General features: G+C 72.6%; 18 protein-coding genes. 11 read left to right on the forward strand and 7 right to left on the reverse strand.

The window, feature by feature from the left end:
* The first annotated feature begins 117 nt into the window (after window positions 1–117).
* Window positions 118–903: an ABC transporter permease gene (locus E1285_RS30330; RefSeq protein ID WP_132157990.1), complete on the forward strand. Its 786-nt coding sequence runs from the start codon at window positions 118–120 to the stop codon at window positions 901–903.
* A gap of 180 nt (window positions 904–1083) precedes the next feature.
* On the opposite strand, the gene E1285_RS30335 is transcribed toward E1285_RS30330, so the two are convergent.
* From E1285_RS30335 to E1285_RS30350, 4 genes are all read right to left on the reverse strand, one after another.
* Window positions 1084–4401, reverse strand: coding sequence for a BTAD domain-containing putative transcriptional regulator (locus E1285_RS30335; RefSeq protein ID WP_132157991.1), 3318 nt, complete (start codon window positions 4399–4401; stop codon window positions 1084–1086).
* Window positions 4402–4414: 13 nt separating this feature from the next.
* Complete coding sequence (locus E1285_RS30340; protein ID WP_132157992.1) at window positions 4415–5317, reverse strand: HAD-IB family hydrolase; 903 nt, start codon at window positions 5315–5317, stop codon at window positions 4415–4417.
* A 19-nt stretch (window positions 5318–5336) separates the two neighbouring features.
* Complete coding sequence (locus tag E1285_RS45810) at window positions 5337–5570, reverse strand: hypothetical protein (RefSeq protein WP_165966818.1); 234 nt, start codon at window positions 5568–5570, stop codon at window positions 5337–5339.
* Window positions 5571–5811: 241 nt separating this feature from the next.
* Complete coding sequence (locus E1285_RS30350; protein WP_132157994.1) at window positions 5812–6513, reverse strand: sigma-70 family RNA polymerase sigma factor; 702 nt, start codon at window positions 6511–6513, stop codon at window positions 5812–5814.
* A 144-nt stretch (window positions 6514–6657) separates the two neighbouring features.
* Between E1285_RS30350 and E1285_RS30355 the strand changes: the two genes are divergently transcribed.
* From E1285_RS30355 to E1285_RS30390, 8 genes are all read left to right on the forward strand, one after another.
* Window positions 6658–7956: an antibiotic biosynthesis monooxygenase gene (locus E1285_RS30355; protein WP_132157995.1), complete on the forward strand. Its 1299-nt coding sequence runs from the start codon at window positions 6658–6660 to the stop codon at window positions 7954–7956.
* A 109-nt stretch (window positions 7957–8065) separates the two neighbouring features.
* A complete protein-coding gene (locus E1285_RS30360; protein WP_243723150.1) occupies window positions 8066–8299 on the forward strand; it encodes a glutaredoxin family protein in 234 nt (77 codons plus the stop codon).
* Window positions 8300–8636: 337 nt separating this feature from the next.
* On the forward strand, window positions 8637–9377 hold the full coding sequence (locus E1285_RS30365; protein WP_132157997.1) for a redox-sensing transcriptional repressor Rex: 741 nt from the start codon (window positions 8637–8639) through the stop codon (window positions 9375–9377).
* A gap of 55 nt (window positions 9378–9432) precedes the next feature.
* A complete protein-coding gene (locus tag E1285_RS30370; RefSeq protein WP_207946935.1) occupies window positions 9433–11157 on the forward strand; it encodes a glutamyl-tRNA reductase in 1725 nt (574 codons plus the stop codon).
* A gap of 47 nt (window positions 11158–11204) precedes the next feature.
* The gene (gene hemC / locus E1285_RS30375; protein ID WP_279510105.1) at window positions 11205–12164 is read left to right on the forward strand and encodes a hydroxymethylbilane synthase; all 960 of its coding nucleotides are present in this window, start codon (window positions 11205–11207) and stop codon (window positions 12162–12164) included.
* 74 nt (window positions 12165–12238) lie between these two features.
* On the forward strand, window positions 12239–13834 hold the full coding sequence (locus tag E1285_RS30380) for a uroporphyrinogen-III synthase (protein ID WP_279510106.1): 1596 nt from the start codon (window positions 12239–12241) through the stop codon (window positions 13832–13834).
* A 125-nt stretch (window positions 13835–13959) separates the two neighbouring features.
* Window positions 13960–14943 carry a porphobilinogen synthase gene (gene hemB, locus E1285_RS30385; RefSeq protein WP_132157998.1) on the forward strand — a complete coding sequence of 328 codons (984 nt, stop codon included), beginning with the start codon at window positions 13960–13962 and terminating at the stop codon, window positions 14941–14943.
* A gap of 147 nt (window positions 14944–15090) precedes the next feature.
* Window positions 15091–15780 carry a bifunctional DNA primase/polymerase gene (locus E1285_RS30390; RefSeq protein WP_132158006.1) on the forward strand — a complete coding sequence of 230 codons (690 nt, stop codon included), beginning with the start codon at window positions 15091–15093 and terminating at the stop codon, window positions 15778–15780.
* A 16-nt stretch (window positions 15781–15796) separates the two neighbouring features.
* Here E1285_RS30390 and E1285_RS30395 read toward each other — a convergent pair whose 3' ends face one another.
* Window positions 15797–17518, reverse strand: a complete 1722-nt coding sequence (locus tag E1285_RS30395; protein ID WP_132157999.1) for a serine/threonine-protein kinase — start codon at window positions 17516–17518, stop codon at window positions 15797–15799.
* 240 nt (window positions 17519–17758) lie between these two features.
* Here E1285_RS30395 and hemL point away from each other — a divergent pair, with 240 nt between their 5' ends.
* The gene (hemL, locus tag E1285_RS30400; protein ID WP_243723149.1) at window positions 17759–19054 is read left to right on the forward strand and encodes a glutamate-1-semialdehyde 2,1-aminomutase; all 1296 of its coding nucleotides are present in this window, start codon (window positions 17759–17761) and stop codon (window positions 19052–19054) included.
* A gap of 91 nt (window positions 19055–19145) precedes the next feature.
* Here hemL and E1285_RS30405 read toward each other — a convergent pair whose 3' ends face one another.
* Entirely contained in the window at window positions 19146–20036 is an 891-nt protein-coding gene (locus E1285_RS30405) for a dihydrodipicolinate synthase family protein (protein ID WP_132158001.1), read from the reverse strand.
* Between the two features lie 5 nt (window positions 20037–20041).
* Entirely contained in the window at window positions 20042–21016 is a 975-nt protein-coding gene (locus E1285_RS30410) for an EamA family transporter (RefSeq protein WP_132158002.1), read from the reverse strand.
* A gap of 73 nt (window positions 21017–21089) precedes the next feature.
* On the opposite strand from E1285_RS30410, the gene E1285_RS30415 reads away from it, so the two are divergent.
* Window positions 21090–22016 carry a LysR family transcriptional regulator gene (locus E1285_RS30415; protein ID WP_132158003.1) on the forward strand — a complete coding sequence of 309 codons (927 nt, stop codon included), beginning with the start codon at window positions 21090–21092 and terminating at the stop codon, window positions 22014–22016.
* Window positions 22017–22194 lie beyond the last annotated feature (178 nt).

The raw sequence follows: 22194 nt of genomic DNA on the forward strand, positions 1-22194 counted from the left end.
CCCCCACAACGACCGACCCAACAACGACCGACCCAACAACGACCGACCCAAGAACGACCGACCCAAGAACGACCGCCCGACGAACGACCGTCCGACGAACGAGCAGGTGAACTCGAAGTGACCACGCTCACGCACGCGGCGGTGGATTCCGCGACGATGCTGCGCCGCAATCTGCGGCATGCGCTGCGCTACCCGTCCATGTCCCTCAGCACGATGATGGTGCCGATCTTCATCATGCTGCTGTTCGTCGGCGTGTTCGGGAACGCGCTCGGCGAGGGAGTCGGCGGCCCGGCGAACGGCGACTACATCAACTACGTCGCGCCGGGAATCATTCTGATGGCCGTCGCATCGGGGTGCCTGACGACGTCTGTGTCGGTCTGCACGGACATGACCGAGGGCATCGTCGACAGGTTCCGGACGATGGCGATCGCGAGGGCGTCGCTGCTGACCGGGCACGTGGTCGGCAGCATGATCCAGACGGTGATCAGCACGGCGGCGGTCATCGGGGTCGCGGTCGCGATGGGGTTCCGGACGACCGGGAGCCTGCTCGACTGGCTCGCCGCGATCGGCCTGCTGGTGCTGCTCACGTTCGCGCTGACCTGGATGGCGGTCCTCCTCGGCCTGCTGGCGAACACCCCGGAGGGCGCGAGCAACTCGCCGATGATCATCCAGTTCCTGCCGTTCGTCGGCAGCGCGATCGTCCCGCCGGAGTCGATGCCGGCGGGGGTGCGGTGGTTCGCCGAGTACCAGCCGTTCACCCCGATCATCGAGACGCTCCGCGGGCTGCTGGTCGGCACGCCGAGCGGGCAGGACGCCGTGGTCTCCGTAGCGTGGTGCGCCGGGCTGGCCGCGGTCGGCTACACCTTCTCGAAGGTGCTGTTCAACCGGAAGGCACCCCGCTAGTCACCCGGAAGGCCCCCGCTGGTCAGCCAGCAGGGCGTCCCGCCGGTCAGGCAGCAGGCGTCCCGCTGGTCACCCGGAAGGTTTCCCGCCAGTCACCCGGAAGGTGTCCCGCCAGTCACCCGGAAGGTGTCCCGCCAGTCAGCCGGAAGGTGTCCTGCTGGTCAGCCGGAAGGCGTTTTGCTAGGCCCCGAGGTGGCGGGCGAGTTCGCGTGCGGCGTTCCGCAGTTCGCAGCCGTCCATGGCGGCGTACTCCGACACGGCGTCGGAGTACGCCGCGGCGTCGGCCTCCTCGGCGTCGCGGCGGGCGGTCGGCGACGACATGGTCGGCTGGAAGTTCCGGACGAAGTGGAGGCGTTCCGCGAGCGCGATCGTGCGCGCCGCCCGCGCCCGGACGTCCGGCGGAGCTCCGGCGGGGCCGCCGGCGCGGGCGAGGTCGGCGAGGGTCAGGGCGAGCAGCAGGCCGCCGTAGAAGGGCAGGTCCATGAAGAAGGCCGGCATCGTGGTCTCCGGCATGGCGAGCAGCACCGACAGCTTGCCGGGCAGCCCGGTGGCGAGGTCCTCCACCAGATCGAGCCGGCCGTGCCGGGCATGGGCGACGACGGTGACGCAGTGGGCTTCGAGCGTCCACGGGTCGAGGCCGGGCGCCGACATGGGTTTCTCGTCGTGCGCCAGCCGTTCGACCGCCTGCCGCCAGAGCCGCAGGCCGGTCTCGGTGTCGCCGCGGCCGAAGGCGATCTCCGCGCGGGCGCCGAGGTTGAACGTGGCCGTGCCGAACGCCTCGTCCGGGCCGGACACGAGCGACTGGTCGAGCCAGCGTTCCGCCCGGTCGGTGTCGCCGAGGCTGAGGTCGGCGGCCGCGAGGGCCCACAGGAGTCCGAACATGTCGGACCATCCGTGGTGTCCGAGCATGTCCAGCGCCACGTGCAGGTGGCCTGCGGCGCGTTCGCTCTCGTCGAGTTGCATCAGCAGTTCGCCGAGCCGTGAGTGGGCGAGCAGCCCGAGCCATGGAGTGTGCGGCTCCCCGGACGTCGCCAGCATCGCCTCGGTGGCCGCGAGTGCGCCGGTCAGGTCGCCGTCGCGTTCCCGGATATAACCGGCGGCGCAGTTCGCGAAGGCGGCGAGCAGCGGCTCGTCGCTCGCGCACAACCGGTCGAGGACGGCCGCGCCGCCGTCCGGGTCCAGGATCTCCGGCCCCGCCGCCATCAGGATCGCCAGGGTCCGGATGACGCTGGTCGGCGAGGCCGGCGGGAGGCGGCGCAGCGCGACGAGGGTGCGCGTCGGCTGCGGGCCCTTGAACAGCAGCGAGGCAAGGGTGTTGACGGTCAGGGCCGCCCGAGCGGTCTCGACGTCGTCGGGCCCGGGGCGGAACCGGCTCAGCGGCCCGGCGGTCTCCTCGGCCATGACGACCAGCCGGTCGTACGCGGACTCCAGCAGCCACATGCCGCCCAGGACGGCGGCCGTCGCCGCGACGGCGGCGGTGTCCCCTCGGGCGAGCCCGTGGCGGAGAGCCTGCAGCAGGTTGTCCTGCTCGACCCGGACGCGCGCCAAGGGCTCGTGCCCGAACAGGGTCTCGTGATGCGTGGCCCCGAACTCCCGCGCCCAGGCGAGCAGCCCGCTGACCGCGCGGTCGGTCTCGCCCTCCGCCTCGCGGTGTGCCGCGCTGAACTCCCGGACGCTCTCCAGCATCCTGAAGCGCGTCCCGTGTCGGGCGACACCGTCCCCCTCGGTCATTTCGAGGAGCGACTGGCCCACGAGGTCGTCCAAGATCTCCAGGACGTCGTGATCCAGGACGTCGTGATCCAGGGCGTCGTGATCCAGGGCGTCGTGATCCAGGGCGTCGTGATCCAGGGCGTCGTGATTCAGGACGTCGTGATTCAGGACGTCGTCATTCAGGGCGTCGCCCTCCAGGAGGTGGCGTGCCGCGGCCGCGGTGAAACCGGAGGAGAAGATCGAGAGCGACCGCATCGCGGCACGCCCGGACGGGGCGAGGAGGTTCCAGCTCCACTCGACCACGGCGTGCATGGTCCGGTGCCTGGATGGCGCGTCGCGCACGTTGCCGCGCAGCAGCGCGAACCGGTCGTCCAGTCCGCGGGTGATCTCGGGCACCGACATGACGCGGACGCGCGCCGCCGCCAGCTCCACGGCGAGCGGCAGCCCGTCCAGGTGCCGGCACAGCTGCTCCACCGCGTCCGCCGGGACGTCGGCGTTCGGCCGCGCCGCGCGGGCGCGCTGCCGGAACAGCTCGGCGGCCGTCGGCGGGTCCAGCGCGGGCAGCGGGTACACCGACTCCGACGACAGGCCGAGCGGAGCGCGGCCGGTGGTGAGCACCCGCAGGTCCCGCGTCATCGACACCAGCCCGCCGGCCAGGTCGGCGACGCCGTCGACGACGTGTTCGCAGTTGTCCAGGACGAGCAGCACCGGACCCGGGCCGAGCGCCTCCACGATGCCGCCGAGCCGGTCGGCCGCGCCGCCGAGGTGGCCCGGCGCGGCCCGGCGCGGGTCGCCGACGCCGAGGACGGACGCCACCTCGGCCGCCACGTCCTCGTTCCGGGCGACGCCGGCGAGCGCGACGAGGTGCACGGCCCGTTGCGGGGCGTCGCGCGCGACGGCGTTCGCGAGCCGCGTCTTGCCGAGCCCGCCCGTCCCGACGATCGAGGTGACGCGGGACGTGCGCAGCAGATCACGCACGGCGGCGATGTCCTCGGCACGCCCGAGCAGCGGGTTCGGCTCGTGCGCGACGCCGCGCCGGACGGCCGGCGCCTCGTCCCGCAGCAACTCCTCCTGGACGGCCAGAAGCGCGGCCCCCGGATCGGTGCCGAGTTCGTCGCGCAGCGAGCGCCGGTAGGACTCGTAGCGGCCCAGCGCGGCGGACGGGCCCGCGGTCGCCGCCTCGCAGCGCAGCAGCCAGGCGAGGATCTCCTCGTCCCGGGGATGCTCGCGGGCCGCGGCGGTGAGCGCGTCGAACGCCTCCGCGTGCCGGGCGAGCCGCGCCAGGGCCAGCGCGCGGGCGCGCGCCAGCGTCCGGTACGCCGAGGCCCTCTCCGCCCGCAGCGCCGACAGGGGGTCGTCCGGGGCCGGCAGCGGGTCGTCGCCGTCATCCAGTTCCGGTGGCCCGTCCCACAGCGCGAGGCCCGCTTCGGCGTGGGCGAGCGCGCCCCGGTGGTCGCCGTCGCGGGAGCATCGTGCGCTCGCCGACGCGGCGAGCAGCACGGCCGACGCGTCCACCTCGGACTCGTCCAGGCCGAGCCGGTAGCCGGCCGGTGTGCTCGCGATGACGTCCGCGCCGAACTGCGACCGCGCCCGCGAGACGACGACCTGGAGCGCCTTGGCCGGGTTCTCGGGACGATCGTCCGGCCAGACCCCCTCGACCAGGCGCGTGACGGACACGCCCGCCCGCGGTTCGCCCGCGAGAAGGGCGAGGAGGCTCCGCAACCTGGGGCTCGTGACGTCCCGCCCGCGGCACGCGACTCCGGACAGCAACGTCAGCTCGACGCTCACGTGAAGAGACCGCTCACGTGAAGAGGCTGAACCTCGACCTGGCGCGGTAATGGCGGTGGAGCGCGACGCCGGCGACGACGCCGCCCGCGACGGCTCCGGCGCCCGCGGCGGCGGGCAGGGCGATCATCGTGACCTTGCGGCCGGTGCGGAAGTCGTGGATGGGCCAGCCCTGGTCCCTGGCGTGCTGGCGCAGTTCGGGGTCGGGGTTCACGGCGTGCGGGTGGCCGACGACGGTCAGCATCGGCAGGTCGTTGATCGAGTCGCTGTAGGCGGCGCAGCGCGCGAGGTCGAGGCCCTCGCGGTGGGCGAGGGCGCGGACGGCCTCGGCCTTGGCGGGCCCGTGCAGCAGGTTCCCGACGAGCCGCCCGGTGTAGACGCCGTCGCGCGTCTCGGCGACGGTGCCGAGCGCGCCGGTGAGGCCGAGGCGGTGCGCGATCGTGCGGGCGACCTCGACGGGCGTGGCGGTGACGAGCCAGACCTGCTGGCCCGAGTCGAGGTGCTGGAGGGCGAGGGTGCGGGTGCCGTGCCAGATCCGGTCGGCCATCACCTCGTCGTAGATCTCCTCGCTGAGCCGGACGATCTTGGCGACGTCCTGGCCGGCGACGAACGAGAGCGCCGCCTCCTTGGCGCTGCCGATGTGCTCGGAGTTCTCCGTCCCGCGCAGCCGGAAGGCGGTCTGCCCCCAGGCGAACATGGCGAGGTCGCGCATCGTGAACAGCTTGCGGGCGGCGAGGCCGCGCGCGAAGTAGTAGATGGACGCGCCGCGCATCATCGTGTTGTCGACGTCGAAGAACGCCGCCGCGGCGGGGTCGGGCTCGGGGAGCGGCTCGGGTTCGGCCGCGGCCGCGGCCGCGGCGGCCGCCTCCCCGGCGCTCTTGTGGTCTTGGTCCTTGCCGCGCTGCCAGAATCGCCGCATGGGCCGAGCCTAGCCGTGCCTAGCCGTCCGCCTCCCCCCGCCCGTCCGCCCGGCCGTCATTGCGGCGGCCGAGATCGTGACGTCCGTGGTCGAAACGCCCGTGATCGGGACGGTCTTCACTCCGGTCGCCGGCGGCGGCGATCAGCCGCTCGCGCAGCACGGCGCGGAAGTGCGGGTCGGGGCCCGCGTCGCTCGCCCGCAGCCGGGCCAGCGCGTTCCCCTGCTCGGCGATCTTTCCTCGCCCGGTTCTCAACTGGCCGCTCCCTTGCGGAATCCAGGTACGAACGCGCTCCTGCCCGCAAAACGATCCGGCGGCATGGCGGGTTACGGCCCGGAGATCAATTGATAGTCAGTCTAAGGATGACCGGTACGCCCCGAGCCAAGTGTGACTGGTGGCGCAGATCGGGCTACTGGCGCAGGTCGGCTGCCGGCGCAGGTGGGGCTACAGGTGCAGGTCGGCTGCTGGCGCGGGTAGGGCTACTGGTGCAGGTCGGCTAGTGGCGCAGGTCGGGCGGGAGCATGCGGGCCAGGGACCGGACGGCGCGGTACTGCAGCGCCTTGATCGCGCCCGGCTTCTTGTCCATGACCAGCGCGGTCTCGGCGACGGACAGGCCGTGCAGGAACCGCAGGACGACGCATTCCTGCTGCTCCGACCCCAGCCGGCGGACGGCCGTCAGCAGCGTCCGGTTGGTCATCGAGTCCAGGACGGTCCGCTCGGGCCCCTCCTGGTGCCGGGCGGGCTCGACGAGCTCGGCGGTGCAGACCTCCAGCCGGTAGCGGCCGGACTTGAAGTGGTCGGCGACCAGGTTCCGGGCGATCGTCACCAGCCAGGCCCCGAAGTCCTTGCCCTGCCAGTGGAAGTCGCAGATCCGGCGGAGCGCGCGCAGGAACACCTCGCTGGTGAGGTCCTCGGTCAGCGAGTGCGTCCCGACCCGGTAGTAGACGTAGCGGTAGACCAGTTCGACGTAGTGGTCGTAGAGGGAGCCGAAAGCGTCGGCGTCGCCGTCACGTGCCCGCAGGACCAGTGCTTTGAGCACCTCGGCGCGGTCGGCCGCGTGGTCGGCATGCCGGTCGGCGTGGCGGTTGGCATATCGGTCGGTGTGGCGGTCGGCGTGGCGGCCGTGGGAACGGCCGGGAGCGCCTAAGACCGGCCGGGGAAGGGGGAGAACCCCGGCATCGAGGGCCAAGCTGCTCATGCAGTTCTCCTCGGGGCGTACGCGACCTCCGGCGTGATCTGCCACTCTAGATACCGATAGGTACGCCAGGCAATGGTGCGTTCACCGATGCGTTCGCGGGAGCGGTTACCCGTCGGCCCCCGGCATCGGGCACCATGGGGCGCGATGGTCTCTGCTCTTCTCGCGCTGCTGGCGACCCTGGGCGCCTTAACGGTCACCGGGTTGCTGATTCAGCGTGCCAACAAGGACCGGCTGCTCTACCTGATCGCCTGGTCGTTCACCCAGGTCGGGCTGTCGCTGGCGCTGCTGTCCATGGGGGTCGGCTTCCTGGCCGGCTTCAACGGCGCGCTCTTCCGCCTCATGGAGCTCGGCGCCGCGCTCCTCGCGCCGATCTGGCTCGCCCTCGGCATGATCGAGCTGATCGCGCGGTACGTGCAGGTGCGGTTCGGGGCCTGGCTGTTCGCGATCTCCTACACGGTCGTCGCGATCGTCATCCTGCTCCTCGACCCGCTCAAGGGCGATCTGTCCAAGGACCTGCCCAAGCCCGGCGACACCTACGACGCGCTGCCGCTGCTGCTGATCGACGGCGCGCACGTCGTCGCGGTGCTGGCGCTGGCGGCGTGCACCGGGGTCACCGCCTGGCTGGCGAGCAAGCAGGACCAGGAGGCGGCCGAGCTGCTGATCCCCATCGCGCTGGTCGCGCTGGCGGGTGTCCTGGTGGTGAGCGGCAGCCGCGGGTTCCTGCCCGCGCCGCTCGCGGTGATCGCGCTCGGCGGTGCCGCCGGCCTCGTCTGGTACGGGGCGATGCGCACGATCCCGGTGTTCGACGAAGAAGGCTATGACGAATACGGGGACGAATACGGGGATGAGCCGATGACCGGTTACGAAGAGCAGGGGTATCCGCCGGCGCGGGCCGAGCCCGTCCCGGCGCCGACCCCCTCGCCCGATCCGAGGCGCGGCGAGCTGCGTTTCCCCGAGCCGGCCCCGGCGGAAGCGCTGCGCTTTCCGGACAGTCCGGCGGGCCCCACGGCCGTGGACGGAGTCGGCGCCGCCGCGGCCGCGGCCGGGCTGGGAGGCGGCGCCGTCCACGAGCAGGCGAAGCCGGCCGGTGCGGCCGGGCTGTCGGGGCTCGCCGGGGCGTGCGGCCAGATCACCGTCTACACGCTGCTCGACGGGCGCGAGGACGCCTTCGACCGGCTCGCCACCGATCTCGTGAAGGCCGCCCTCGCGGTCGAGCCCGACACGATGATCTTCGCCTGCCACGAGGTGGTGGGCGGCCCCACGCAGCGGATCTTCTACCAGCTCTTCCGGGACGAGGCCGCGTTCGCCGCGCACCGGCGGCAGCCGCACCTGCAGCGGTTCCTGGCCGAGTCCCGCACCCACGTGCTGGCCACCAACGTGATCGAGTTGCGCCTCGGCGCCGCCAAGGTGCCGCTCCCGGCGCCGGAGTACCCCGGGAGGTGACATGACCGGCAGCGATCAAGGCGGCGATCGGCGCGGCGAGCAGGGCAGCGAGCAGGGCGGTGATCGGGACGGCGGGCAGGGCACCGCGGGTGCCGGGGCGGGCATCGTGATCACGTTGCTCGGCAAGCCCGGCTGCCACCTGTGCGACGACGCCCGCGCGGTGATCGAGCGGGTCGCCCGCGACCTGGACGTGCCGTGGGAAGAGCGCGACATCACCGAGTCCGAGCAGGACACCGAGCAGTACTGGGAACAGATCCCCGTCACGCTCGTCAACGGCGTCCAGCACGACTTCTGGCGCGTGGACGAGAACCGCCTCCGCGCCGCCATCGCCACACTGCGCTGACCCGCCCGGACTCCCGTGCCCGCGAGGGCTTGCGCTCGAGTGTGGTAAGTGGATACTTACGAGTGGGATTGTCTGGTCGGTCACATCCGGTGGGCGGCGGGCGGGCGTTGCGTACGGTGGAAAGTCCCTGATGGGCGGTGTTCTGGTGAGTCTGGTCGGACCGGCCGGTGCGCGGGTAAGTGGGGGGTGACTTTGTGCGCGTATTCACAAAGGCTTAACCTAGTGGACAGCCCCGGAGCGGTCAGGTCGCGGACGTGAAGCCGTTTCCCGGCCGAGTGAAACCGGAGCCAGGGGTCGGCGTGACCCCGTCCCCAGCGTCGAGCCCGAAGAGCAGGCCGTGACATCTCGACAGAACCGACCCCGCGACCGCGCGGGGCGCGGCATCCCCGAAGCCACCGTGGCGCGGCTGCCGGTGTACCTGCGGGCGCTCACCGCGCTGCAGGACCGCGGCGTCGCGACCGTGTCGTCGGAGGAACTGGCCGCGGCGGCCGGCGTCAACTCGGCCAAGCTCCGCAAGGACCTGTCCCACCTGGGCTCGTATGGGACGCGCGGTGTCGGGTACGAGGTCGAATACCTCGTCTACCAGATCTCCCGCGAACTCGGCCTCACCCAGGATTGGGTGGTCGCCATCATCGGTGTCGGTAACCTGGGCCGTGCATTGGCCGGCTACGGCGGTTTCGCGTCCCGCGGGTTCCGCGTGGCGGGCCTGCTCGACGCGGACGAATCCATCGTCGGTCAGGAGATCTCCGGAATGACGGTGGAGCACATCGACCGGCTGGAGGACATCATCGCCGATCACGGCGTGTCCATCGCCGTTATCGCGACCCCTGCGGGCTCCGCCCAGGGGGTGTGCGATCGCGTGGTGGCCGCGGGCGTGACGAGCGTGCTGAACTTCGCGCCGGTCGTGCTCTCGGTTCCCGACGGCGTCGACGTGCGCAAGGTCGACCTGTCGATCGAACTGCAGATCCTCGCGTTCCACGAGCAGCGCAAGGCCGGGGGTCCGGACGGCCTCACCCCCCTGGCCGCGGGCGACGCTCCTCCCGGGGCGACTCACTACGTAGAAACCGTAGAGGCATGATCGGGGTAGTCGGATCGGGGGACGTGGGAAACCGGGGAGACGCTGGAGAGGCCATATGAGCATTCTTGTCGTGGGGCTCAGCCACCGGAGCGCGCCCGTGGCGGTGCTGGAACGTGCGGCGATCGCCGGGGACGACCTGGTCAAGCTGCTGCACGCGGTGCACGCGTCCGCGAACGTCGCCGAGGCGGCCATCGTCTCGACGTGCAACCGCGTCGAGATCTACGCGGTGGTCGACAAGTTCCACGGCGGCGTCTCGGCGATCTCCGAGCTGCTGGCCCTGCACTCCGGCATCCCGATGGACGACCTGTCGCGGCACCTCTATGTCCACTACGAGGAACGGGCCGTCCAGCACGTGTTCGCGGTGGCGTGCGGGCTGGAGTCGATGGTCGTCGGCGAGGGCCAGATCCTCGGCCAGATCCGGCAGGCGTTCCGGACCGCCCAGGACGAGGCCACGCTCGGCCGTGACCTCCACGACGTCCTGCAGCAGTCGCTGCGGGTCGGCAAGCGCGCCCACCACGAGACCGGCATCGACCAGGCGGGCGCCTCGCTGGTCAGCGTCGGCCTGGACGTCGCGGTCCGTCATCTCGGCCCGCTCGACGCCGTCCGCGCGCTGGTCGTCGGCGCCGGGTCGATGAGCTCGCTGGCGGCGGCGACGCTGAGCCGGGCCGGGGCCCGCGAGGTCGTGGTCGCGAACCGCACCCACGAGCGCGGGGTACGGCTGGCGGAGTCGCTGGAGGTGCCGTCCCGGGCGATCGAGCTGCAGCTCCTGGACGCCGCGATCGCCGAAGCGGACCTGGTGGTGTCGTGCACCGGCGCGACCGGACTGGTCCTGACCGCCGCGCAGCTGGAGGCGCGCGGCGTCGGTTCCGACGGGCGCAGGCGCTTCCTCCTCGACCTGGCGCTGCCGCACGACATCGAGCGGAACGCCCGTGACCTGCCGGGCGTCGAGCTGGCCGGGCTGGACGATCTGCGGACCGCGCAGGAGGCGGCGAAGGCCATCGGCCCGGAGGCCGTCGAGGCCGTCCGGCGGATCGTGCGCGAGGAGGTCGAGGCGTTCCTCAGCGCCGCCCGCGCCGCCGCCGTCGCCCCGACGGTCGTCGCGCTGCGCAGCAAGGCCGCCGGCGTCGTGGAGGCGGAGCTGGACCGGCTGACCGGGCGGCTGCCCGAGATGGACGACCGGGCCCGCAAGGAGATCGACCAGACCGTCCGGCGCGTGGTGGACAAGCTGCTCCACGCGCCGACCGTCCGGGTGAAGGAGCTGGCGGCGGCGCCGGGCGGCGATTCCTACGCCGACGCGCTGCGCGAGCTGTTCGACCTGGACCCGAAGGCCCCGGAGGCGGTCGCCCGCGCCGACATGAGCGAGTCCGACATGCCCGAGCCTGACGTGCGCGGGCCTGACATGCACGGGCCTGACGTGCACGGGCCTGACGTGCACGGGCCCGACGTGCACGGGCCCGACGTGCACGGGGAGGCACCGGCGGGAGGGCAGGTGCCGCGGAACGTTTCCGCCCGTACGGTGGACGCGGAGTGCGCCGAGGCCGACTGCGTGAGCACGACGCCGTCCGAGGCGGTGCCGGGAGTCAGCGTGCACGACGTCAACGCGCACGAGATGCGGCGCGAGGCCGTGGACGACGCCGATGCCGTGAACATCGAGACGGTGAACGTGGCGACCGTGAACGCGGCGACGGTGAACGCCGAGACGGTGAACGCGCAGGCCGCGAGCGTCCGGGCGGTCAGTGCCCGCGACGCCGTTGCCGGGCGTGCAGGAGACCAGACGTGAGCGCGGGCGGCGAAGCCGACCGCAGGGAAGCCGAGCGGAGTGAGGCATTGAGTCAGGGATTGGGCGGAGAACCGGCCGGGGGCGGCGCGGGCCGCGCGACGGGCCGCCCGCTGCGGCTCGGCACCCGCAAGAGCCTGATGGCGATGACCCAGTCGCAGCGGGTCGCGGACATGTTGACGGAGCGTACCGGGCATGCCGTGGAACTCGTCGGGGTAACCACGCAGGGTGATGTTTCCAAGGCCCTGCTGGCCCAGATCGGCGGGACCGGAGTCTTCGTCAACGCGCTCCGCGACAAGGTGCTCTCGGGCGAGGTGGACTTCGCGGTGCACTCGCTGAAGGACCTGCCGACGTCCGAGACGCCCGGGATCGCCCTCGCGGCCACCCCGCCCCGCGACGACCCCCGCGACGCCTTGTGCGGGCCCGCGAAACTCGCCGACCTGCCGCACGGGGCGCGCGTCGGCACCGGTTCGCCGCGCCGGGTCGCGCAGCTGCGCTCGCTGCGTCCGGACCTGGAGGTCGTCCCGATCCGGGGCAACGCCGACACCCGGCTCGGCAAGGTCACCGGCGGCGAGCTGGACGCCGTGGTCCTCGCGCACGCGGGCCTGAAGCGGATCGGCCGGCTGGAGGCGGTCGGCGAGGTCTTCGACCCCGACCAGATGCTCCCGGCCCCCGGGCAGGGCGCGCTCGCGCTGGAATGCCGCGCCGACCGGGCCGATCTCCGCGAACTTCTTGGAACGGTCGATGACGCCGCGACCAGGAGGGCGGTCACCGCCGAGCGGACGATCCTGGCGGTGCTGGAGGCGGGTTGCTCCGCGCCCGTGGGAACATACGCTGCCGAAGTAGATGAAAAGCTGCATCTGACGGCGACCGTCGCGGCATACGACGGAACCCGTCAGGTCAGGCTGTCCGCAAGCGGCCACCCGGATGCCGCCGAGCAGATCGGACGCGAACTCGCGGACCGGCTGCTCGCGCAGGGGGCCGACCAGTTGATGGGGGAGCGCGATTGAGCCCCGCCGCTAAGAGCAGCGCCGCCGATAGCACCGAGAGCACGAAGAACGAGCCCGCCAAGGCAACTGCCGCCTTGAAAAGCACGGGCGCATCGGGAGGAACGGGCACGTCCGAGGCGGCCGGCCCGGGCACCGTCTCGATCGTCGGGATGGGGCCGGGCGACCCGGGCCTGCTGACCCTCCGGGCCGCCGCCGAACTGGAACGCGCCGACACGGTGATCGTGAGCCGTGCGCACTGCCCCGCCGAGATCCTGGCCCACTGCCGTCCGGACGTGGAGATCATCGACTCGGCGGAGGGTGACCCCGTCCGGCTCGCCACGCGGGCCGCGAAGGAGGGGCGGCGGGTCGTCCGGCTGCTGCGCGGCGACCCGGGACTGGCGTGCGGGCTGGCCGCCGAGGGCGGCGAACTGGCCAAGGCCGGCGTCCCGTTCGAGGTCGTGCCGGGCGTGTCCGCGGTGACGGGCGTGCCGGGGTACGCGGGCATCCCGCTGACCGACTCCGAGCACCGCGAGGTCCGCATCGTGGACGCCTCCCAGGGCGGCGTGGACTGGGAGCGGTTCGCCGCCCCGGACGCCACCCTCGTGATCACCGGCGCGGAGGGCGCGGTGGCGGAGGTCTGCAAGGGCCTGGTCGCCGCCGGGCGTCCCGACTCCACCCCGGCCGCGATCACGGGCCTCGGCACGACGACCGAGCAGGAGACGGTCGTGTCGACGCTGCAGAAGCTGGCGTCCGCGGCGAAGGGCATGGAGGCGCCCGCCCTGATCATCGTCGGGGACGTGGTCGGCTGGCGCGACAGGCTGTCCTGGTTCGAGACGAAGGCGCTGTTCGGGTGGCGGGTCCTGGTGCCGCGCACGAAGGAGCAGGCCGCCTCGCTGTCGGATCAGCTGCGCGGGTACGGCGCCGTCCCGGACGAGGTCCCGACGATCTCGGTCGAGCCGCCGCGCACCCCGCAGCAGATGGACCGGGCCGTCAAGGGCCTGGTCACCGGACGGTACGAGTGGGTGGTGTTCACCTCCACCAACGCCGTGAAGGCCGTCCGGGAGAAGTTCGTCGACTACGGCCTCGACGCCCGCGCGTTCGCCGGGCTGAAGGTCGCCGCCGTCGGTGAGCAGACCGCCGCCGCGCTGGTCGAGTTCGGCGTCCAGCCCGACCTGACCCCGTCCGGGGAGCAGTCCGGGGAGGGCCTGGCGCGGGAGTGGCCGCCGTACGACGAGGACCTCGACCCGATCAACCGGGTGCTGCTGCCGCGCGCCGACATCGCCACCGACGTGCTCATCGCCAGGCTGACCGAGCTGGGCTGGGAGTGCGAGGACGTGACCGCCTACCGGACGGTCCGGGCCGCACCGCCGCCCGCGCCGATCCGTGAGGCGATCAAGGGCGGCGGGTTCGACGCCGTGCTGTTCACCTCGTCGTCCACGGTGAAGAACCTGATCGGGATCGCGGGCAAGCCGCACAACGTGACGGTGATCGCGGTGATCGGCCCGCAGACGGCGAAGACGGCGCAGGAGTACGGGCTGCGGGTGGACGTCATGGCCGAGAAGCCGTCCGTATCGGCCCTCGCGGAGGCGCTGGCGGAGTACGGTGCCAACCGGAGGGCGGCTCAGGTCGAGGCGGGGGACCCGCTCCGCAAGCCCAGCCAGATGCGCCGGGGAGCCCGGCGCCGCAGATGACGCCAAGCACGCGACGCCAAGCACATGACGCCAAGCACATGACGGCAAGCACATGACGACATAGCCAACAAGTCACCCGGGCCTTCTCGGCGCAGGGCACCCGGGCCTCGGAGAAGAGAAGGACCATGTCTGCACAGTTCCCCGCCGCGCGGCCGCGCCGGCTGCGCCGCACCCCCGCGATGCGCCGGATGGTGGCCGAGACGCGGCTCGCCCCGGCCGAGCTGGTACTGCCGATGTTCGTCAAGGAGGGCATCGGCGACCCGCAGCCCGTGTCGTCCATGCCGGGTGTGTTCCAGCACACCCGCGACAGCCTCCGCAAGGCCGCGGACGAGGCGGCGCGGGCCGGCGTCGGCGGGATCATGCTGTTCGGCATCCCGGCGGTCAAGGACGGGGCCGGCTCGTCCGCCGACGACCCGGACGGCATCGTCCAGCTGGCGCTGCGCGATCTGGCGTCCGACGTGGGCGACTCGATCGTCGTCATGACGGATCTCTGCCTGGACGAGTACACCGACCACGGGCACTGCGGCGTCCTCACCCCCTCCGGCGACATCGACAACGACGCGACGCTGGAGCGGTACGCCTCGATCGCGGTCGCGCAGGCCGAGGCGGGCTCGGCCGTCGTCGGGCCGAGCGGCATGATGGACGGCCAGGTCGCCGCGATCCGCGCGGCCCTCGACGGCGCCGGGCACCCGGACGTCGCGATCATGGCGTACTCGGCGAAGTACGCCTCCGCGTACTACGGGCCGTTCCGCGAGGCCGCCGAGTGCGCGCCGCAGTTCGGCGACCGCTCCACCCACCAGCAGGACCCGGCGAACGCCGCCGAGTCGCTGCGCGAGGTGTTCCTCGACCTCGACGAGGGCGCCGACATGGTCATGGTGAAGCCCGCCGGGGCCTACCTCGACGTCGTCCGCCGCGTCCGCGACGCCGTGGACGTGCCCGTCGTCGCCTACCAGGTGAGCGGCGAGTACGCGATGATCGAGGCGGCCGCGGAGAAGGGCTGGATCGACCGGGACCGCACGATCATGGAGTCCCTGCTGTCGATCCGCCGGGCCGGCGCCGACATCGCCCTGACCTACTGGGCCACCGAGGTGGCCAGGCGGCTCACCTGACGGCCGTCACCGCCTGATCCCCCCTGTCCCGGGACACCTCTAGTCACTTGGGGTCGTTTTCCGGGGGTGCCGTGCCCGTGCTTTTACGCGCCGGGCATCATCGTTAGTCAAGAACCCACGTGCGACCTTGGGTAATTGGGGGCGGAGATGCTGGTGGTGTCGGGGAGCAGGCGGCAGAAGGCGGCCCGTGACAAAGCGGCCCGTGAGAAGGCGCTACGTGACCGGATGGCCTCGGCGGCGCGGCGGTACGCCGCCCTGGGCTGGTCCTGCTTCCCGGGTGCCCATCCACCGGCCGGCGGGGACCCCGCCGGTAACAACCGGGCCTGCTCGTGCGACCGGATCGGCTGCCCCGATCCGGGCGCGCACCCGGTATCGGCGGCCTGGGCGCACCAGGCCAGCGTGGACGGCGGCGTCATCGACCGCTGGTGGTCCCAGCGTCCCGAGGCCAACGTCATCCTGCCGACCGGCCGCGTCTTCGACGTGTTCGACGTCCCGGCCGGCGCGGGCGCCCTGGCACTGGACCGGATCGCCTCGGACGGCGTGCCCGCCGGGCCGGTCGCGTCGGTCGGCGGCGACCGGCACCTGTTCTTCGTCGCGACCCGGGGCGCCCCCGTCGACGAGGACGAATGGTGGTCCTGCCACCTCGACACCCTGCCGGAGGACGTCGCCGAGACGCCCGGCATGCGGTGGCACTGCCGCGACAGCTACGTCGTCGCGCCGCCGTCCGTCCTCCCGCACGGCCGCGAGGTCAGCTGGCTGAGGCCGCCGTCCGGCGCCCCGCTCCCCGACCCGCTGCACCTCCTGGAAGTCCTGGCCGACGCCTGCGAGGCCACCTGAGACGTCCGCGTCCCGGTCAGTCCGCTCGCGGGGCCTTGATGGGGGGTTTGCGGCCCCACTTGGTGTAGGAGCCGTGCATCGTCTGGTTGCGGCCGTCCTCGGGACCGGCGCGGACCCAGAAGACGGTGGGACGGTGGCCAGGGTCGACCTTGATGGCGAAGGCGATCTGCTGGGCGCCGGTGGCCTGGGCCATCCGCGCGTACATGGGGCCGATGCCGGGGGCCTGCGCCATCTTCGCGGCCGGGGCCTCGCCCTCGTAGATCGTTCCCGTCTCGGTGGGCTCTTCCTTGGTGAGCTTCGTCGCCGACCGCAGGAGCGTCGTCAGGTTCGTGACGGAGCTGCCCTGGCGCACCTGGTCGGCCGCCGCCGGGTAGCCGCGCCCGCCCAGCGCCGACGACTTCCACTGCCTGCCCGCCCGCACGTGGAGCTGGTCGTCGACGATGACGCCGCGTACCGGCTTGCGGGCCGAGCCCGTCCCGGCGAGCGTCAGCGAGTAGGACGGCTGTTCGCCCTGGACCAGGCCGAACGTCCCCTTGGCGGTGGCGGGGAAGCCGCAGCAGCCCGTCTGCCGGTAGCTGAACTGGGCACCGGGGGCCTGCGCGACCGCCTGGTCGATCTGCGCGACGAGCGGCCTCGGGTCGACGCCCCCGGCCGGCAGCGTCGGCTGCGGGGTGCTGCTCTGCGCGGGCGCCGGGTCGGGCGGCGGGTTCTCGTCGCCCCTCAGCAGCGTGGTGGCGCTGGCACCGGCGCCGACGACGACGAGGACGGCGACGGCGGCGAGGATCCAGCGCGTCCGGGACCCGCCGCCCCCCGGCTGCTTGCCGGTGGCGGCGGCGATCGGGTTGAGCCCGCTGCTGCGCGACGACTTCGGCTTCGGCGGCTCGGGCTGCGCCGCGGCCTGCGCGCCCAGCTCGGCGAGCCGCCCGCGGCCCTGCGCCTCCCACGACGGGCCGTACGCGGAGACGGCCGCGTCCTCCAGCGCGCCGAGGAAGTCGGCGACGGACCGCGGGCGCTCGGCCGGGTCCTTCGCGAGGCCCTGGTGGATCAGGTGGCGCAGCGGCCCGGGGACCTCGTCGGCGGGGATCGGCGCCTCGCGGTGCAGCCGCGCCATGTTCCGGCCCGCGTACGGGGGCCGGCCGGTGAGGCACTCGTAGAAGACCGCGGTGGCGGCGTACAGGTCGGTGGCGACGGTGGCGGGCGCCCCGTCCCACAGCTCCGGCGCCGCGTAGGGCGGGGCGGACTGCGCCTCCGTCCCCGCGGGCGACGTCGCGAAGTCGGTGAGCGTCGCGTTGCCGTTCCCGTCCACGAGGATGTTCGCCGGGCGCATCGCGCCGTGCACGACGCCCGCCTCGTGCGCCGCCGCGAGACCGAGGAGCGTTCCGCCCAGCATCGACAGCGCGGCCAGCGGGCCGGTGGGGCCCTGCGCCGCGAGCACCCGCCGCATGCTGACGCCCTCGGCGTACTGCATCACGATCGCGGCGCCGTCCGGGGTCTCCACGAAGTCGTACAGGTCGACCACGTTGGGGTCCTCGAGCTGCGACAGGGCGCGGGCGGACGCGCGGAACGCCGCCAGGAACGCCTCGTCGGCGGCGAGCCCCGCGTCGAGGTACTTGATCGCGACCTTGGTGCTGGTCATGTCGTCGGTCGCCAGCATCACCCGGCCCGAGGCGCCGTTGCCCAGCTCCCGGTCGTGGGTGAAGCCCGGGACCGTCCAGCCGTCAACCACGTTGAAAGCCATCCCTCCGATACGGCCTGGTCAATGAGTACGGCCGGTGACTACAGCCGGTAAGCGTGCGGGGCGCCGTGAGACCGTGTGCGAGACAGGGCGCCGATGTCGTACTTGGTGGAATATCGGCCCGTACGGTGCGCGGTCAAGGCAAGTCGCCGAACTGCAACGGAGAGACTGGTCTTTCTTGTCCGCGCGGGCCCGCCGGAGGGTGCGCGCGGCGCCGTGGACGAGAGTGATTCACTTGGATCCGTGACTGGTATCGATCGCTCCCAGCAGTTGTTCGACCGTGCCGCCGCGGTGGTGCCCGGAGGCGTCAACTCGCCGGTCCGGGCCTTCGGGGCCGTCGGCGGGACCCCCCGCTTCATGGCGTCGGGGCGCGGGCCGTACCTGACGGACGCCGACGGCGGCGAGTACGTCGACCTGGTGTGCTCGTGGGGGCCGATGATCCTCGGGCACGCGCACCCGGCGGTCGTGGAGGCGGTGCGGGACGCGGCGGGACGCGGCACGTCCTACGGGGCGCCGACGCCGGGCGAGGTGGAGCTCGCCGAGGAGATCGTCGCCCGGACGCCGGTCGAGAAGGTGCGCCTGGTCAACTCGGGAACCGAGGCGACGATGTCGGCGATCCGGCTGGCGCGCGGGTTCACCGGACGCCCCAGGATCGTGAAGTTCGCGGGCTGCTACCACGGGCACGTCGACTCGCTGCTCGCCGCGGCGGGCTCCGGCGTCGCCACGTTCGGCCTGCCCGACACCCCGGGCGTGACGGGCGCGACCACGGCCGACACGCTGATCCTCCCCTACAACGACGTCGCGGCGCTGGAGACGGCGTTCCACGAGCACGGCACCGAGATCGCCTGCGTGATCACCGAGGCGGTGCCGTGCAACATGGGCGTGGTGCCGCCGGTGCCCGACTTCAACGCGCTGCTGAAGCGGCTGTGCGAGCGGTACGGCGCGCTGCTCGTCATCGACGAGGTCCTCACCGGGTTCCGGGCGTCCAGGTCGGGCTGGTTCGGGATCGAGGGCGTGCCGGGCGACCTGATGACGTTCGGGAAGGTGATGGGCGGCGGGCTCCCCGCGGCGGCGTTCGGCGGACGCGCCGACGTCATGGACCACCTGGCCCCGGCCGGTCCCGTCTACCAGGCGGGCACCCTGTCGGGGAACCCGCTCGCCACCGCCGCCGGTCTCGCCACGCTGCGGCACGCGACGGACGAGGTGTACGCGGCGATCGACCGTGCCGCGGAGGTCGTGTCGAAGGCCGCGTCGGAGGCGCTGGAACGCGAGGGCGTCCCCCACTCGGTGCAGCACGCCGGCAACCTGTTCTCGGTCTTCTTCAGCGACACCCCGGTCGGCGACTTCGCGGCGGCGCAGCGCCAGGACTCCAAGGCGTACGCGGCGTTCTTCCACGCGGCCCTGGAACGCGGCGTGTACCTGCCGCCTTCCGCGTACGAGGTGTGGTTCCTGTCGTCCGCGCATGACGACGAGGCTCTGGGACGGGTTCTGGACGCCCTTCCGCACGCCGCCCGAGCCGCGGCCCAGGCATCGACCTAAACGGCGTTCTGCGTCGTCCTAAACGCCTTCCAGGGCTAGGCGGGCAGGGCTGGGCGGTCGGGGCTAGGCGGGCAGGGCTAAACGGGCAGGGCTAAACGGGCAGGGCGCGGTAGGCGGCGAGGGCCGTGGCGACCGATTCGGGATGCGGTGCGTGCAGCGGTGCGCGCACCGCGGGGTCGTCGATCAGCCCTTCCTCGGCGAGGCACGCCTTGAGGACGGCGGGTGCCGGTTCGCCGAAGAGCGCCTCGGCCATCGGGAAGAGCGCGTTGTGGAGCGTCAGCCCGCGTGCCGTGTCGCCGGCGCGTGCGGCGTCCGCCATCGCGGCGTAGGCGGCGGGCGCGAGGCAGGCGCACGCGGTGACGCCGCCGGAGGCGCCGAGCTGCAGCATCGGGTAGAGGTACGCGTCGTCCCCGGCCAGGATCGCCTTCCCGGTGGCGGCCGCAAGCCCCGCCGTCCGCACCAGCAGGGCAAGGGTGTCGTGGTCGATCGCGCCCGCGCAGTGCTTCATGCCGGCGACCGCGTCGAGGGAGAGCAGCCGGACGAGCGTGTCCGCGGAAAGGTGCTTCCCCGTCCGGTACGGGATGTTGTACGGCAGGATCGGGACGTCCACGGCCGCCCCGACCGCCGCGAAATGGTCGATGACGGCGTCGTCCGACGGGCGCAGGTAGTACGGGACGACGACGAGCAGCGCGTCGGCCGTCGGGGCGCGTTCGCGGGCCTGCCGGATCGAGTCCTCGGTGCCCATCGTCCCGGCGCCGACGATCAGCGGGGTCCCGTGCTCGATGGAGACGGCGCGGCAGACCTCCAGGACGGTCCGCTGCTCGGCCGGGGTCAGCAGGGCGGCCTCGCCGGTCGTGCCGAGCGCGACCAGCCCGTCCGCGCCGTTCTCCAGGCAGTGGACGGCGAGCCGTTCGAGTGACTTGGCGTCCACGTCACCGGAGTGGGTGAACGGCGTGACGAGCGAAGCGTTGATTCCGTGCATGGCCCTCACCTCGTTTCAGCGGGCCGGATCTCGATGGGCACGATCTCGGTGGGCACGATGTCGGCAGGCACGTTTTCAGAGGGCGGGGCGATGTCCGCGCCGGCGCGCGTGCGCAGGCGGACGCTGCCGGCGGTGACGCCCGCCATGACCAGGGCGGCCCCCGCGAGGTGCGTCGCGTTCACGTGCTCGCCGAGCAGCAGCCCAGCCGACAGGAGCCCGAACGGCGGGACGAGCAGCGAGTACATGGCGACCGTGCTGGCCTCGTACCGGCGCATCAGCCATCCCCAGGCGCCGAAGCAGCAGAGGGTCGAGATGTAGGCGATGAAGGCCATGGAGGCGATACCGGCGAGCGACAGGTTCCGCGCGGCTTCCGGGACGGCGCCCGGCCCCTCGAAGAGCAGCGAGAGGCCGAAGAGCGGGATCGGCGGCACCAGCGACACCCACACCATGAAGCCGAACGCGTCGACCGGTCCGCGGGCGGCCTTGTTCATCCGCCGCATGGCGACGTTCGCCAGGCCCCAGCTGGCCGCGGCGGCGAGGCAGACCAGGAACGCCCCGGCCGGGCTCCCGCCCTCGGCCTGCGCGCCGCCGATGAGCGCGACGCCGCCGAACGCGACGACCATGCCCGCGATCAGCCGGGCGCTCAGGCGCTCGCGCAGCAGCAGTCCCGCGAACAGCGCGGTGAAGATCGCCTGGACCTGGAGCACGACCGACGCCAGGCCCGCGGGCATCCCCATGTGCATGCCGAGGAACAGCAGTCCGAACTGCCCGACCCCGAGCGGCATGCCGACCAGCACGAGCCAGCGTGCCGGAACCGGCGGCCGCCGGACGAAGAAGACCGCCGGAAGCGCCGCGGCCGCGAACCGGAGCGCGGCCATCAGCAGCGGCGGGAAGTCGTCCAGCGCGACCTTGATCGGGACGAAGTTGAAGCCCCACAACGCGGCGATCAAGGTGGCCAGCAGGACGTGGCGCGGTCTCATGCCTCAGATCGTCGCCATACGATTGCTTTAGGACAAGCGAGAATTTCTTGAGATCTCGTTTTAGTATTGCTTCATGCTTGATCTCGAACGGCTGCGTGCGCTGCACTCCGTCGCGACCTACGGTTCGGTGAGCGCCGCCGCGGACGTCCTGCACGTGACGACCTCGGCGGTCTCCCAGCAGCTCGCCAAGCTGGAGCGCGAGACGGGGCAGAAGCTCCTCGAACGCAACGGGCGCGGCGTCCGGCTCACCGACGCCGCCGAACTCCTCGTCGCGCACGCCGAGCGGATCCTGTCGCTCGTCGAGCAGGCGCAGTCCGACCTGGAGGCGCACCGCGGCTCGGTCGTCGGGCTGCTCACCGTAGCGTCCTTCCCCACCGCGGTCCGCGGGCTCATGCCCGCCGCCCTGTGCGCGCTTCGCGCCGACCACCCCGACCTGCGCGTCCAGCTCCTCGAAGAGGACCCGATGCGCAGCATGCCGCTGGTGGTGCGCGGCGACTTCGACATGGCCGTCGTCCAGGACTGGAACAACGAGCCGCTCTCGCTGCCGGTGGGCCTGCACAAGGGCGTCATCTGCGACGACGTCGCCGACGTGGCGCTGCCGGAGGGGCACGCGCTCGCCGGCCGCGACGCGATCGACCTCAAGGAACTGGCGGGCGACCCGTGGATCAGCTCCTCGCCCGACAGCATCTGCTGCGACTGGCTGCTGCGGACGCTTCGCGCCGTCGACAGCGAGCCCCGCATCGACCACATGGCCTACGAGTTCGCCACGCAGCTCGCACTCGTCGCCGCCGGGCTCGGCAACGTGATCCTGCCGCGCCTCGGCCGCTGCGACGTGCCGCCCGGCGTCGCGATCGTCCCGCTGGCCGCCCCGCTGTCGCGGCGCGTCTACGCGGTCTGGCGCGAGGAGGCCGCCCGCCGTCCCGCGATCCGTGCCGTCGTGACCGCCCTGCGCGCGGCCGTCCCGGCCGACGTCTCCGCGCTCACCGCCACCGCATTCTAAGTGGTCGGAGCGATCCTGTTGTGATTCGTCCACATCTTGCCGGTGTTGTACCGCACCTGAACGTCCTTCGGTAAGTTGCCGCCATCGTGACGGGGGGCGGGGACGCATGGCGGACAACGGGGCCGAATGGCAGGTCGACGGATTCACGGAGGTACGGCGGCTCGGGGCGGGCGCCCAG

It is taken from the genome of Actinomadura sp. 7K507 (assembly GCF_004348425.1).
In the GTDB taxonomy this organism is placed as follows: Bacteria; Actinomycetota; Actinomycetes; order Streptosporangiales; family Streptosporangiaceae; genus Spirillospora.

Coding starts and splice junctions, on each gene's coding strand:
- E1285_RS30415 (WP_132158003.1), top strand. CDS start 21,090: ATGCTTGATCTCGAACGGCTGCGTGCGCTGCACTCCGTCGCGACCTAC.
- E1285_RS30355 (WP_132157995.1), top strand. CDS start 6,658: ATGGTCTCTGCTCTTCTCGCGCTGCTGGCGACCCTGGGCGCCTTAACG.
- E1285_RS30370 (WP_207946935.1), top strand. CDS start 9,433: ATGAGCATTCTTGTCGTGGGGCTCAGCCACCGGAGCGCGCCCGTGGCG.
- hemB (WP_132157998.1), top strand. CDS start 13,960: ATGTCTGCACAGTTCCCCGCCGCGCGGCCGCGCCGGCTGCGCCGCACC.
- E1285_RS30395 (WP_132157999.1), bottom strand. CDS start 17,518: ATGGCTTTCAACGTGGTTGACGGCTGGACGGTCCCGGGCTTCACCCAC.
- E1285_RS30350 (WP_132157994.1), bottom strand. CDS start 6,513: ATGAGCAGCTTGGCCCTCGATGCCGGGGTTCTCCCCCTTCCCCGGCCG.
- E1285_RS30410 (WP_132158002.1), bottom strand. CDS start 21,016: ATGAGACCGCGCCACGTCCTGCTGGCCACCTTGATCGCCGCGTTGTGG.
- E1285_RS30405 (WP_132158001.1), bottom strand. CDS start 20,036: ATGCACGGAATCAACGCTTCGCTCGTCACGCCGTTCACCCACTCCGGT.
- E1285_RS30340 (WP_132157992.1), bottom strand. CDS start 5,317: ATGCGGCGATTCTGGCAGCGCGGCAAGGACCAAGACCACAAGAGCGCC.
- E1285_RS30390 (WP_132158006.1), top strand. CDS start 15,091: ATGCTGGTGGTGTCGGGGAGCAGGCGGCAGAAGGCGGCCCGTGACAAA.